At 44.3% G+C, this 13,617-nt stretch carries 11 protein-coding genes; 9 read left to right on the forward strand and 2 right to left on the reverse strand.

Annotation, left to right across the window (positions count from 1 at the left end):
- The first annotated feature begins 7 nt into the window (after positions 1-7).
- The 6 genes from ACI3E5_RS01130 to ACI3E5_RS01155 all read left to right on the forward strand — a co-directional run bounded on the left by ACI3E5_RS01130 (position 8) and on the right by ACI3E5_RS01155 (position 8,446).
- Positions 8-1,177 carry an SIS domain-containing protein gene (locus ACI3E5_RS01130; RefSeq protein ID WP_086293693.1) on the forward strand — a complete coding sequence of 390 codons (1,170 nt, stop codon included), beginning with the start codon at positions 8-10 and terminating at the stop codon, positions 1,175-1,177.
- A gap of 185 nt (positions 1,178-1,362) precedes the next feature.
- Positions 1,363-2,358 carry a tagatose-bisphosphate aldolase gene (lacD, locus tag ACI3E5_RS01135; RefSeq protein WP_288307807.1) on the forward strand — a complete coding sequence of 332 codons (996 nt, stop codon included), beginning with the start codon at positions 1,363-1,365 and terminating at the stop codon, positions 2,356-2,358.
- A 417-nt stretch (positions 2,359-2,775) separates the two neighbouring features.
- Complete coding sequence (locus tag ACI3E5_RS01140) at positions 2,776-4,542, forward strand: DUF2264 domain-containing protein (protein ID WP_086293696.1); 1,767 nt, start codon at positions 2,776-2,778, stop codon at positions 4,540-4,542.
- The gene (locus ACI3E5_RS01145; RefSeq protein WP_086293698.1) at positions 4,517-5,344 is read left to right on the forward strand and encodes a hypothetical protein; all 828 of its coding nucleotides are present in this window, start codon (positions 4,517-4,519) and stop codon (positions 5,342-5,344) included. Before ACI3E5_RS01140 ends, ACI3E5_RS01145 begins: the two co-directional genes overlap by 26 nt.
- 149 nt (positions 5,345-5,493) lie before the next feature.
- Positions 5,494-6,657, forward strand: coding sequence for a glycoside hydrolase family 88 protein (locus ACI3E5_RS01150; protein ID WP_151195432.1), 1,164 nt, complete (start codon positions 5,494-5,496; stop codon positions 6,655-6,657).
- 13 nt (positions 6,658-6,670) lie between these two features.
- Positions 6,671-8,446: a glycoside hydrolase family 35 protein gene (locus ACI3E5_RS01155; protein ID WP_086293702.1), complete on the forward strand. Its 1,776-nt coding sequence runs from the start codon at positions 6,671-6,673 to the stop codon at positions 8,444-8,446.
- Positions 8,447-8,470: 24 nt separating this feature from the next.
- Here the strand turns inward: ACI3E5_RS01155 and ACI3E5_RS01160 are convergent, their stop codons facing one another.
- Entirely contained in the window at positions 8,471-9,178 is a 708-nt protein-coding gene (locus tag ACI3E5_RS01160) for a GntR family transcriptional regulator (protein WP_060791605.1), read from the reverse strand.
- Positions 9,179-9,407: 229 nt separating this feature from the next.
- On the opposite strand from ACI3E5_RS01160, the gene ACI3E5_RS01165 reads away from it, so the two are divergent.
- The 3 genes from ACI3E5_RS01165 to ACI3E5_RS01175 all read left to right on the forward strand — a co-directional run bounded on the left by ACI3E5_RS01165 (position 9,408) and on the right by ACI3E5_RS01175 (position 12,053).
- A complete protein-coding gene (locus tag ACI3E5_RS01165) occupies positions 9,408-10,331 on the forward strand; it encodes a PTS sugar transporter subunit IIAB (RefSeq protein ID WP_086293705.1) in 924 nt (307 codons plus the stop codon).
- A 140-nt stretch (positions 10,332-10,471) separates the two neighbouring features.
- Positions 10,472-11,260, forward strand: a complete 789-nt coding sequence (locus tag ACI3E5_RS01170; protein WP_005226797.1) for a PTS mannose/fructose/sorbose/N-acetylgalactosamine transporter subunit IIC — start codon at positions 10,472-10,474, stop codon at positions 11,258-11,260.
- Positions 11,244-12,053 carry a PTS system mannose/fructose/sorbose family transporter subunit IID gene (locus ACI3E5_RS01175; protein ID WP_005226799.1) on the forward strand — a complete coding sequence of 270 codons (810 nt, stop codon included), beginning with the start codon at positions 11,244-11,246 and terminating at the stop codon, positions 12,051-12,053. Before ACI3E5_RS01170 ends, ACI3E5_RS01175 begins: the two co-directional genes overlap by 17 nt.
- Positions 12,054-12,412: 359 nt before the next feature.
- Here the strand turns inward: ACI3E5_RS01175 and ACI3E5_RS01180 are convergent, their stop codons facing one another.
- Complete coding sequence (locus tag ACI3E5_RS01180) at positions 12,413-13,615, reverse strand: tyrosine-type recombinase/integrase (RefSeq protein ID WP_368264840.1); 1,203 nt, start codon at positions 13,613-13,615, stop codon at positions 12,413-12,415.
- Positions 13,616-13,617 lie beyond the last annotated feature (2 nt).

Raw genomic sequence — 13,617 nt, forward strand, 5'->3', positions numbered from 1 at the left:
AAGAAAGATGTTTCAACTGTCAACAAAGGAATTAGCAGAATTAGGTGCGGAGATTACAACAAGAGAAATCAAACAACAGCCAGAACTTTGGCAAGAAACCTTGACGATCTATCAAGAAAAGCAAGAGGCGATCGCGACTTTCTTACGTACCATCAAGCAAAAGACGGACAAACGAATCCGGGTGGTCTTCACGGGAGCGGGGACGTCGCAATATGTTGGAGATACGATCGTTCCTTACTTGAATAAGACGGGCGCAACTGCGGATTATCTTTTTGAAAGTATTGCTACGACGGATATCGTCGCTGCTCCAGAACAAGTTTTATTTGCGGATGAACCAACACTGCTCGTTTCTTTTGCTAGAAGCGGCAATTCACCAGAAAGTTTGGCGGCGGTCAAAATCGTCGACCAATTCGTTGCCGACAGCTATCATTTGGCGATCACTTGTGCAGCCGACGGATCTTTGGCACAACAAGCTGCCGCTGATGAAACGAGCTATCTGTTATTGATGCCTAAGAGGTCAAATGATGCTGGCTTTGCAATGACGGGAAGTTTTTCTTGCATGGCTCTTTCCGCACTGCTGATTTTTGACCAGACGCCTCTGACAGAAAAGGGGCATTATGTTGAAACCCTCAGCCGATTGGGGCAAGAAGTGATCGACAGAGAAACAGAACTCCAAGTACTGACGGACCGTTCCTTTAAGCGGATCGTTTACCTGGGCTCAGGCACGTTGTCGGGGTTGACCAGGGAAGCACAGCTAAAAGTATTGGAACTGACTGCGGGAAAAATCGCCACCGTGTTCGATTCTTCGATGGGCTTCCGTCATGGACCGAAATCATTCGTAGATGATCAAACCCTCGTCTTTGTCTTTGTCAGCAATACGTCCTACACGCGGAAGTATGATCTTGATATGTTGGAAGAATTAAAGAGTGACGGCATCGCCGCCGCAGTGACTGCTATCGGACAGCCAACCGCTGTGAATTTTTCAGGAACAAACTTTTTCTTTCCAGATGACACATCATTGCCAGACGGTTATCTAACCTTAGCAGACATTGTCTTTGCACAAACGATCGCACTGCTGGCATCGATCAAAGTCGGGAATACACCCGACACCCCTTCGCCAACGCGTACCGTCAATCGGGTGGTCAAAGGCGTGACGATTCATCCGTATAACAACTAACGATGACTGAGAAAGCCCACCACGAGCACGTATCTTTTCTTGTACGAAGTCGATACGTGCGGTGGTCAATCAGTCGAACGGCTTCATCAATAGACATTTTTATACGTGCTGACAACCGTTTCGCCAACGCTGAAAAAAGTGAAAGCGGTTGATTCTTTGGCATGGACAAAAAAGGAGGAATTTTAATGAAAGCAACCGTAACGAAAGCCAAAAAAGCAGCGATGGATCGCCTGTCAACGAAAGAAGGAGTGATCGCAGCTTTAGCGATCGACCAACGAGGTGCCTTGAAAAAAATGATGGCAGCACTTGGCGTGGAGGCTGATGCAGAGAAAATCAGCCAGTTTAAAACGCTAGTCTCACAAGAATTGACCCCTTACGCGTCTTCTATTTTATTAGATCCAGAATATGGGTTGGCAGCTGCGCAAAGCCGTGATCCAGAGGCGGGGCTTTTGCTGGCGTATGAAAAAACCGGCTATGATGCGACTACGCCGGGACGTTTGCCTGATTTATTAGGGGAATGGTCGGTTGAGCGATTAAAAGCAGCAGGCGCCGATGCCATCAAATTTTTGCTTTATTATGATGTAGATGAAGCTACCCAGATCAATCAGTTGAAACACGTCTTTGTGGAACGACTCGGCAGCGAATGCCAAGCCGCTGATCTGCCCTTCTTTTTAGAAGTTCTTTCCTATGATGCTAAGTTGCCTGAAGTCGACTCAAAAGCATATGCGCAACGCAAACCAGAAAAAGTCATCGGATTGATGAAGGAATTTTCAAAACCACAGTACAAAGTCGATGTGTTAAAAGTGGAAGTACCAGTCAATATGAATTATGTGGCAGGTTTTGCCAAGGAAGAAGCCGTGCATACCAAGGAAGAAGCTGCCGCGTATTTCAAAGCGCAAAGCGACGCGACACATCTGCCGTTTATTTTTCTCAGTGCAGGCGTATCAGCCAGCTTATTCCAAGAAACGCTGGTTTTTGCCAAAGAAGCTGGCTCCACCTTCAATGGCGTCTTGTGCGGCCGGGCAACGTGGAAAGATGGTGTTGAATCCTTTGTAAAACAAGGAACAGAAGCAGCACAAGAATGGCTAGCAAGTACTGGAAAACAGCACATCGAAGACTTGAATGAAGTGATCCAAAAGACCGCCACTTCTTGGTGGGACAAAGTCGCGGTCGAAGAATAGTTTTTTCGCTGTTTGACAAGAGAAATGGCCAGTAATCAGACATCTTAAGGGCTTTTGAGAAGAAGTGGTAGGCTTCTGACTTAAGGCTTTAGGGTGTCTTTTTCTAGTGAAAAAAGGTTGATAGTATAACGGACGCTGCCCTCATCTAGACAAAAAAGGGTTAGCAAAAAATTATGAAAAAAAGTCAGAGCACTATGGATGATTTATCATAATTTTTTCATATAGACTAAGTTAACTTTGCTAGTTAAAAGAAAAAGAAGGGAAGAAAATCAATCCTAAAAGATTTGTTAACAGGTTAAGTCAAAAATCCCTCAAAATCTTTTCTCATTTTTCAGCAGTATTGCCAGTAGAAGATCGCTTGATAAAAAAGCCGTTGCTTGCTATTCTGTTCTGTAAATTGACAGAAGGAGATGGCGTATGAAGCAAATGGCAATCAAAGAGAATCCATTTTTGACGCGTCTGGATTATCAGCGGGCATTGGAAGACATGATCGCTCCTTTGCGAGAAGCGATCTTGGCAGATGACTATCCAGGATTGAATCTAGGTAGCAGTGGGGCCGTATATGATCGAACACGGGCTGAGATGGAAGCGCTTGTGCGTCCTTTGTGGGGGCTGGCGCCTTATTGGAGGGTTTGCCCAGATGATCCGTTACGAGCAGCTTACGTAGAAAAAGTGATAGCAGGGACAGATCCTGAACACGCGTTTTACTGGGGAAGGATCACGGATTATGATCAATACATCGTGGAAGCAGCCGCATTGTCATTGACCCTATTGTTGCAGAAGGACGCTTTTTGGACAGCGTTGCCGCAGAAGAACCAGCGAAAGCTAGTGGCTTGGCTTTCCCAAGCACTTGAGTGCAAGATTCCTAAGAACAACTGGACATTCTTCAAAGTGTTGATACGCGTTGCCTTGTTTCACTGTGGGGAACCGTTGGCAAAAGAAGCATTGTCCCAAGAGTTGGCATTGATCGATTCCATGTACATTGGCGATGGTTGGTACGTAGATGGGAAAACGACGCAGCGAGATTACTATATTCCTTTTGCGTTTCATTATTATGGCTTGATTTACGCTACATTTATGCAAGACGAAGACCCAGAATGGGCACAGCGTTTTAAAGAACGAGCCACCCGATTTGCCCAAGACTTCGTCTATTATTTTGATGAAGATGGCGAAGCCTTGCCCTATGGCCGCAGCCTGACTTATCGGTTTGCGCAAGGGGCGTTTTTCTCGGCACTGGTTTTCGCAGACGTCGAAGCGATCCCATGGGGACAGATGCGAGGACTACTGGCGAAGCACTTGCGCAATTGGATGGCACAAGAAATTTTCACTTTCGATGGTCGCTTGTCCATCGGGTACCACTATGAAAATCATGTAATGGCAGAAGGGTATAATGCACCAGGCTCGCCTTATTGGGGGCTGAAGACCTTTTTGCTTTTAGCGGTCGCAGAAACGCATCCTTTTTGGCGGGCTGAACCTGAGCCAATCAAAAGAGAGCCGCAAAAACGGATTGAAAAAGGCAATATGTTGCTGGTGCACAATGAAAAAAGCCATCATCTGTTGGGGTATCCTGCAGGCTTGATGCTTGAACAGCAAGCCCATGCTCAAGCAAAATACAGCAAATTCGTCTATTCGAGCAAACTTGGTTTCAGTGTGCCGAAAGCTGGCGTCACGTATGCCGAAGGCGCCTTCGATAGCACATTAGCTATTGCTCGAGATGGCAGCTATTTTCGCACGAAGGGCGCAGTCAGGGATTATCGAGTGACGGAAAAAGGGGTCTTTTACCAATGGGCACCCTTTGAGGAGGTAGTGATTGAAACTGAGATTTATCCCTTTGGTCAGTGGCATGTGCGCGTGCACGAGTTGACGACGACGATTTCGTTGGACCTCCGTGAGGGCGGGTTTAGTGTACCGCTGACTGGACGGTTGCCTCAGGCCCAAACAGGACCGACCTGGAGTCGAGTCAGTGAAGGAGGCTTTTGTTCTCAAATCATCAACATCGAAGGCTATCAACAAGCCAGTATTGTTCAGCCAGAAGCCAATACCTCCGTCTTTTTTCCAAGAACTAGTTTTCCATACTTAGCACAACATATTCCACCAGGGAAGCACCGTTTGATTTGTTTAGTCGGTGGTATCGTAGAAAAAGAAAGGAGCGATCCAAATGATTACGCTAGCAATAAAAAATAAGCAGGACCAGGTGATCGTCGGTCGCATCGACCATGAAAAAGAACCCGCGCCGTTTCAAGTTTCTGGTGATGATTTGGCCGTATTAGCCATTAAAAACTATCCCTATGAGGAAGGGGATAAGATCGTCGTTGAGGTGACGGGGGAAAATCCGTATTATGTCCTTCAGCTTGATGAAACCTTAGCACCATCACTGATCTATCTTTCCCAATCCACTTGGGAATATCAGATCCCTTGGACGGAATCTCATCGAAAGTCCTCGGTGGAAACGGCCTTTGCCTCGCAGCGCCATCACCTGATGGTGCGTAAAGCCCATGCGTTTGAGATCACGAATTATCAAAATTTATCTTTCAATGCCCATGATCAAAAGTCAGCGACAGGGGCGTATCCTCATGCTTCAGCGAATGTGGAGACGCGAGATGATTCCGTCTTTTTTGCCAAGAATGCGATCGATGGAAAATATGGCAACCGATCCCACGGTTCGTATCCGTTTGCTTCTTGGGGCATCAATCAGCAAGCCGATGCTGCATTGACCATTGATTTTGGTCGTCCTGTCTTGATCGATCGGGTTCGCTTCCTATTACGGGCAGATTATCCCCATGATAGCTATTGGACCAAAGGGACCTTGGTCTTTGCTGATGGAGAAGAGCTGTTGGTGGGAACGACAAATACGGCGTCATTTCAAGAAGTTCGTTTTCCGAAAAAAGAAACGACTAAGCTAACCTATAAAGAGCTGCAAAAAGCAGAGGATGATTCCCCATTTCCAGCTCTTACACAAATCGAAGTATTTGGTTGGAACTGTTAAAAAAAGAGGACAAGAGCATGACAGGTCTGCATTTGTGGGCAGCTGTCATGCTCTTTTTTTAGGAATCAATGAAGGAAGGTCGCTTTTTTTGTTCGTTTACGTTATAATGATTTCAGTTAATATGTTAACAAGTTAAGAGGAGGGCAAACATGCGTCTGCAAGAGAACAAACAACGCTTGATCCTGTTAGGAGAAAAAGTGACCGATGTGTGGTTAGCGGATAAAATCACCGCGTGCATCCAACAGATCGAAAAAAATAGTCAGCGCTTTGGCACACAGTTTCCTTCAGCCTGTGCCACCAATGGCAAATATCGGCTGAAAGGCAACGATGATTGGACCAATGGCTTTTGGACGGGGATGTTGTGGCTCGCCTATGAGTGGACCAAAGAAAAGAACTTTTTGACTCGAGCTATGGAGAATATCGACAGTTTTCAAACGCGCTTAGACGACCATTTTGTATTAGATCATCATGATATCGGGTTTTTATATAGCTTATCCGCCGGTGCTGGCTACAAGATCACTGGCGATGAACACTGCAAGCAAGAAGTCATTCAAGCAGCAGATGTTTTGTTGGCACGTTTTCAAGAAAAGGGGGAATTTATTCAAGCTTGGGGCACTTATGGCGACCCACAAGAATACCGCTTGATTATTGATTCGCTACTGAACTTGCCGCTTTTATTTGCAGCAACCCAATTGTCGGGAGAGCCTCGTTACGCAGAGGCCGCGAGTAAGCATTATCAGACAGTGCGAAAGACTGTCATCAAAAATGACGCCACCACCTTTCATACGTATTATTTCGATCCTGAAACGGGGCAGCCAAGTCACGGGGCGACGCATCAAGGAAACAGCGACCAATCGATTTGGGCACGAGGGCAAAGCTGGGCGATTTTAGGGCTCCCTTTGAATGAAAGCTACTTGCATAGCCAGCCTTTTCCAGAAAATTATCCGCAGATCGTGGAGGTGTTCTTAGCACATTTACCCGCAGATCTCGTGCCGTATTGGGACTTTGATTTTAACGACCAACATCCTGCTGAAAAAGACAGCTCTGCTTTAGCGATTGCGGCTTGTGGCTTGTTGGAAGCAGAGAAAATGGGGGCGTATCCTGATGCTAAAAAAATCGCTAAAGGGATGCTTTACCAATTAGGCGAGCAGTATGCAGCGAGCCAAGTGCCAGAAAATGAGGGCTTATTGCTGCATGGTGTGTATGCTCATGCGGAAGGCAAAGGCATCGATGAACCCAATCTTTGGGGGGACTATTTCTATTTAGAAGGATTGATCCGATTGGCATTGCCTAATTGGCAAAGATACTGGTAAAGGGGAAGACGACATGCGAACGTTTGAGATAAAAGAAGATTTTTTGTTAGATGGAAAACCAATCAAATTGATCAGCGGAGCGATCCATTATTTCCGCATGACACCGGCGCAATGGACAGATAGCCTCTACAATCTAAAAGCACTGGGAGCCAACACAGTTGAGACCTACATTCCTTGGAATCTCCACGAACCTCGTGAAGGAGTCTACGACTTTGAAGGAATGAAAGACATCTGTGCTTTTGTAAAGCAAGCCCAAGTGCTAGGCTTGATGGTCATTTTGCGGCCTTCCGTCTACATTTGTGCTGAATGGGAATTTGGCGGGTTGCCAGCTTGGCTGTTAAACGAACCGATGCGGTTGCGCTCAACCGACCCACGCTTCATGGCAAAGGTGCGTAACTATTTCCAGGTCTTGCTGCCAAAACTTGTGCCGTTGCAAATCACCCATGGGGGACCAGTGATCATGATGCAGGTGGAAAATGAGTACGGCTCTTATGGAATGGAAAAAGCGTATTTGCGCCAGACCAAGGAGTTGATGGAAGAATACGGCATCGATGTACCCTTGTTTACTTCAGATGGGGCATGGGAAGAAGTACTGGACGCTGGGACATTGATTGAAGACGACATCTTTGTCACAGGCAATTTCGGCAGTCGTTCCAAGGAAAATGCGGCTGTGATGAAAGAGTTTATGGCAAAACATGGCAAAAATTGGCCCATCATGTGCATGGAATACTGGGATGGCTGGTTCAACCGCTGGGGCGAGCCGATCATCAAGCGAGACGGTCAAGACTTAGCTAATGAAGTCAAAGAGATGTTAGCGGTCGGCTCCTTGAATCTCTACATGTTCCATGGAGGCACGAACTTTGGCTTTTACAATGGCTGTTCCGCTCGGGGAGCGCTGGATCTACCACAAGTGTCCAGCTATGATTACGATGCTTTACTGACAGAAGCAGGAGAACCTACCGACAAATACTATCAGGTACAAAAAGCCATAAAAGAAGCCTGTCCCGAAGTGTGGCAAGCCAAACCACGGACCAAGCAATTAGCGGCATTAGGAACCTTTCCCATCGAAAACAGTGTCTCATTATTGGCTATCAAAGATCAGCTGATGGCACCGCAAGAAAACATGTATCCACTAACAATGGAAACTGTCAGCACAGGCTACGGCTATTTGCTCTATTCGGTTCAGTTAAAAAACTATCATCGAGAAAACAAACTAAAAGTGGTAGAAGCTAGCGATCGGCTGCATATTTTTACCGACGGCCAATTACAGGCGATCCAATACCAAGAGACGCTAGGCGAGGAGCTGTTGATCCAAGGGGCACCAGATAAAGAAATCATCGAGCTAGATGTCTTAGTGGAAAACATGGGGCGTGTGAATTACGGGTTTAAATTGAATGGGCCTACGCAAACCAAAGGCATCCGTGGGGGCATCATGCAAGATATTCATTTCCACCAAGGCTATCGTCATTACCCAGTGACGCTTTCCGCAGAGCAGCTACAAGCCATCGATTATCAAGCAGGAAAAAATCCGACACACCCCTCCTTTTATCAAACGACCTTCAGGCTGACAGAGGTAGGAGATACGTTTATCGATTGCCGTGGGTATGGCAAAGGCGTCGTTATCGTCAATGGCATCAATCTTGGTCGCTATTGGCAACGTGGCCCCGTGCATTCCTTATACTGTCCGAAAGAATTTTTGAAAAAAGGCAGCAACGAAGTCGTGGTATTTGAAACCGATGGCGTTGAGATCAAGGAACTCGTTTTCTGTGATCAACCTGTCGTAGAATAAAAAAATAGAAGTAGAGACCCAAATTTACGCGGGCTCTACTTCTATTTTTGTTTTGAAATATTTCCAGTGCTTGTAGCTGACGATGTATTCAGCGACACTTCCATCTGCTAAATAGGAGTGCTTGACTTGTTTGACCGCAGGCTCTCGGAAGCTCAGTTGCAATAAGTTCAACAATTCAGCGTCATCAGGAAAGACGATTTCGTTGGTTTCAACAGAAGCCAATGAGAAAAGGTCGATCGCAAAGTCTTTTCGGACCCGCTCATAAACACTAGCATATCGGTTGAGGTTTTTGGCGATCGGTTCTTTCATCAGTTTCTTCGGTAGATGAGTGATGTGAACCAAGAAAGGAACATCGCCAAAATAGCGGACTCGTTTGATTCGGTAGTAGGAAGCACTGGCAGCCAACCCTAATTCTTTCAAAATCTCCGGGTCATTTCCTTCTTCCACCGCAAGGACCTTGACCTTTTCTTGGTCCAGTGAATGCAGCTCAATGTCGGAAAACTTCACACTTTGAGATACTTTTGCTTTTGAAACAAAGGTCCCTTTGCCTTGGATGCGATACAGATAGCCAGCACTCGTCAATTCATTCAACGCTTTGACTGCCGTGATCGAACTAACAGAATACATTCGCTTGATATCCGCCTCTGAATAAAACTTATCGCCGGGAATGAATTTATGGTCTTTGATTTCTTGTAAAAGATCTTGCTTGATCTGCTCATACTTTGGCAGCACAGTGGTTTCCCTCCATTCCATATGAATACATCAAGCATAACATGTTAAATCCTTTCCTGCCACTTAATTATTGTAGAAAATATGTTGTTTTCCAGTCTGTACATGCCTTAAAAATAAAATTCAATATGTTAAGATATTAGGTTTACGGATGGCTTGCCATGTGGTATAGTATGCTTATAAGGAACATAACATGTTAAGTGGGGCGACCTACGGAGTAGGAGGGAAATTAGTGGAAAACATTGTATTGATCAGTCATGGCGGCATGGCAGAAGGGGTCAAAAGTAGTCTCGAGATGATCGTAGGCCAGCAAGCAAACGTTCACACCGTTTCATTACGACCAGATAGTGACAATCTGCAGTTTGAAAAAGAATTGAACGAGAAAATGAAAGCCCTTAACGGTTCAACATTGATTATTGCGGATCTATTAGGAGGAACCCCGTGCAACGTTGCAGTCAAGAATTATTTAGAGGATGACGAAGTGGCGATTTTCGCTGGAATGACATTGTCCGTAGTGATCGAGGCAGTCGTCAATCAACGAGCGACGATCAACGAGCTGCTTTGCTTAGCCAAAGAAAACATCGTTGATGTCAAAGCAGGGATGAACCAGGCAGAACAAGAAATTTTAGAAGAAAAGCAAGAGGAATTAGGGGATTACAGTGCGTATGCTGGGCAAGAAAATATCGTCAATAGTCGGATCGATGAGCGCTTGATCCACGGACAAGTCGCCGGTATCTGGTCCACCAGTTTAAACACGCAACGGATCATCGTGGCCAATGATGAAGCCGCCGCAGACCCATTACAAAAATCTTCTTTACGAATGGCAGCGCCAACTTCGATGCGACTTTCCGTCCTTCCAGTGGCAACGGCAGCCAAAAATATTCGTGCCGGTCGTTATGGCAAGCAACGGTTGTTTTTGCTTTTCAAAAATCCCCAAGATGTTTTGCGTTATATTGAAGCAGATGGACCGATCAAAGCGATCAACGTCGGCAACATGAGCTACAAAGATGGTGCACGGGAAGTAACCAAAAGTATTCAAGTGCTGCCAGAAGAAGAACCAATCTTTGAAGCGATCGCCGCAAAAGGCATCACCGTCACGGCACAGCTTGTACCCAATGAACCATCGATCGACTTTATGAAGAAATTACGAGGATAAACCAGGCAGGGATTGAATCGAGGAGAATATGTAGCGGAAGATTTGTCAAAAAACGAGTATTTTTCACAATTTATCTGAGGCGACATAACGATCGATAACCAGCCAGTTAAGACTCGTTCATACAATTAGGAGGAAAATTCATGCATTTAGCAGCGTATCAAATCATTCTTATTACTGTTTATGCTTTTATTGCTATTAATGATTCACTTATTTCCAATACGTTGACCCAACCAGCGATCGCCGGAATGATTTCTGGAATGATCATGGGGGACTTAAAGACCGGTTTGATGGTCGGTGGGACCTTGCAGTTGATGCGTTTAGGGATCGCCGCATTTGGTGGTGCATCCGTCCCAGATTATTTTACCGGCGCAGTACTGGGAACGGCGTTTGCCGTGATCTCAGGAAACGGCGCGGAATATGGCATCGGCTTAGCAGTTCCAGTGTCCTTGCTGATGCTGCAACTGGATGTCGTGGCTCGTTTTTGTAACGTATTTCTACTACACCGGATCGATAGAGCCATCGACAACATGCAAGTCAAACGAATCCCACGGTTAGTTTTATCGGGTTCTTTCTTATGGGGATTGTCACGGGCGATTCCGATTTTATTGATGCTTTTAGCTGGAGATGCAGTCGTTACGACGATTACCGATAACACGCCAGAATGGCTGATGACTGGACTAAAAACCGCTGGTGGCGTCTTGCCAGTCGTCGGCGTAGCGATCTTATTACGCTACTTGCCAACAAAGCACTACATTCCTTATTTGTTATTAGGCTTCTTTTTAGCTGCGTACCTGCAAGTGCCAATGCTCGGTGTTTCCATCATTGGGCTCGTAGCAGCAATGTTAGTCTTTAAACGTGATAGCGAAAAAGGCACGGTTGCAACGGCAGCTGCCGGAGATTTTGAAGGAGGATATGATGGCGATGAGTGATCAAAAACTGACAAAAAAAGAGTTGAATACCATTAGCTGGCGTTATATTTTGGCAAGCCAATTAAACTGGAACTATGAGCGAATGATGAGTTCAGGCTACCTTTACGGCATCCTGCCCGTCTTGAAAAAATTCTATGGCCATGATGAAACCCAGCTGCAAGATATGCTGCGGACCCACAATCAGTTTTTTAATACTAATGCGATCTTTGGGAACTTAATCATGGGGATCGATGTCGCGATTGAAGAACAAGACGGACACAAAGCCAAAGAAACGATCATCGCCTTGAAAACGGCCTTGATGGGTTCCTTGGCAGGTGTCGGTGACTCCTTGTTCCACGTGATTTGGGGAACGATCTTTGGCTCTGTTGCTGGCACATTGGCGCAAAATGGTTCCGTTGTTGGTTGTGTCATCTGGATCATCGCCAACATCGCGTTACTTTTCGGTCGGGCAGCGTTGCTTCCCCTAGGTTACAAACAAGGGGTCAAATTAGTGACGACCTTGAAAGACAAATTATCTGCCTTCACCAATGCCGCAACCGTTTTAGGGGTCACAGTGATTGGTGCTTTGATTCCCTCTGTCGTTAAAGCGACCGTTCCTTTTGTCTATAAAAAAGACGGCGTCGAATTAGTGATCCAAGACACGTTGGATGCCATCTTGCCATCCCTTGTACCTATCTTGCTCGTCTTGCTGACCTACTGGATGTTAGGCCAAAAGAAACTAAATTCCACTCGAGTAATTTGGATCATCTTGATCTTGTCGATCGTTTTGAGTGCGTTTGGTATTTTGGGTTAGGATTATCAGTACCAACTGATAGATAAGAATATGTAAATATAATAAAGAGTGTGGAATATTTTTCCGCACTCTTTTTTTATAAAATAATTTGTACGTTTTTACTCGTAAAGAATTTAATTCAATCGGAAACATAGAAAAAAATAAATTTGGTCATTCCCTTTTTGCTCGTCTACTAATATTTTGATGTGTATTGAATATCTATTGGTCAGAATCAAAATAAAAAAAGACAGAAACCAATGATACATAAGGTTTCTGTCTTGTTGAAGATTATTCCCACTCAATATGTGTAGCTTCATAGAAATGTTTATATAGCAGCACTCTTTCATTGTAATCTACATTTGAGTAGGAAAATGGTAGGGTTAGATCTTTACTGCTTGATTTCCATTAAAGTTTGCAACACTTGATTCTGTTGCGTAGGTGAAATTAATATTACCAGTCATCTGTTTAGCAATATTTTCATCATTACGACTCCAAAGATGAGCGTAGTGTCTCAATGTGATTTCAGGACTAGAGTGTCCTAACCGTTGTGATACAACAAGAATATCAGCATTAAATTCATTGATTAAGTAACTAACATGAGAATGGCGTAAACCCTTTCCTTGAATCAATGGTACTTTCGCTAACTTGGCATATCGCTGTATAATTCTTTGAACAGTTGAACGATAGAGGGGGAGGTCAGTGTAACTAAGAATAAATTGTTTTACTCCATGATTTTTTTGAACGTTTTTCCACTCTTGAAGAACTTGAATTGTATCATCATCCAAAGAAATGATTCTTAGACCACTTTCGGTTTTGGTATAGGGTTTTCTAATGAAATCTTTTTGATTGGTCATTTCTAAGGTATGATGAACCCTGAGTTTTTTTCTTTTGAAGTCTATATCATTCCAATTTAATGCCAGTCCTTCACTTACTCGAATTCCAGTCATATAGTACAACCAAATCAGAACAAAACACATATGTTCATAGAAGTCATTTTTATAGATTTTTGATAAAACCCTTTCAAAATCTTCTTTCGTCCAGTATGGAACAATTGCTTTCCCTTTTGGAATTGCTTTTGTCCGCTTGGAGATGTTTTCATTTAGGAATTGAAGAGTAACAGCATAATCAAGTGATTTGCGAAACATACCGTATAAAAGGGAACTGTATGCTTGAGAATACCCACTTTCGTTTAACAGCCAGATTCGATAATGCTCACAATCAAGTACCCTGATATCACGTAGTTTTTTATCACCAAAGTATTCAATAATTTGAGTAAGTCCACATTCACGAGAACTCCAAGTGCTTTTTTGAACACAAGCTTTGTAGTGAGGGACATAAGACTGCTCCATAAATTCTTTGTAGGTTAAATCATAATTTGCAAATCCATTTGCTATCATATACTCATTTTTAATGCGCATAACTTCTTTATGGGCTTCACGAACAGATGAAAATCGTTTTCCTAAAGAATCTTTTGTTCCTTTTTTCTGGATTCTTTTTCCAGTTATTTGGTCTGTACCTAATTCTACAAGATAATATATACGGCCGTTTTTGTCTTGATAAACACATGGATATTTTGTTTTCATAA

The organism is Candidatus Enterococcus avicola (genome assembly GCF_047470845.1).
Taxonomy (GTDB): domain Bacteria; phylum Bacillota; class Bacilli; order Lactobacillales; family Enterococcaceae; genus Enterococcus_D; species Enterococcus_D casseliflavus.

Excerpts from the sequence above, each read along its gene's own strand:
- ACI3E5_RS01130 (WP_086293693.1), top strand. The coding sequence starts at position 8 with ATGTTTCAACTGTCAACAAAGGAATTAGCAGAATTAGGTGCGGAGATT.
- lacD (WP_288307807.1), top strand. The coding sequence starts at position 1,363 with ATGAAAGCAACCGTAACGAAAGCCAAAAAAGCAGCGATGGATCGCCTG.
- ACI3E5_RS01140 (WP_086293696.1), top strand. The coding sequence starts at position 2,776 with ATGAAGCAAATGGCAATCAAAGAGAATCCATTTTTGACGCGTCTGGAT.
- ACI3E5_RS01145 (WP_086293698.1), top strand. The coding sequence starts at position 4,517 with ATGATTACGCTAGCAATAAAAAATAAGCAGGACCAGGTGATCGTCGGT.
- ACI3E5_RS01150 (WP_151195432.1), top strand. The coding sequence starts at position 5,494 with ATGCGTCTGCAAGAGAACAAACAACGCTTGATCCTGTTAGGAGAAAAA.
- ACI3E5_RS01155 (WP_086293702.1), top strand. The coding sequence starts at position 6,671 with ATGCGAACGTTTGAGATAAAAGAAGATTTTTTGTTAGATGGAAAACCA.
- ACI3E5_RS01170 (WP_005226797.1), top strand. The coding sequence starts at position 10,472 with ATGCATTTAGCAGCGTATCAAATCATTCTTATTACTGTTTATGCTTTT.
- ACI3E5_RS01175 (WP_005226799.1), top strand. The coding sequence starts at position 11,244 with ATGATGGCGATGAGTGATCAAAAACTGACAAAAAAAGAGTTGAATACC.
- ACI3E5_RS01180 (WP_368264840.1), bottom strand. The coding sequence starts at position 13,615 with ATGAAAACAAAATATCCATGTGTTTATCAAGACAAAAACGGCCGTATA.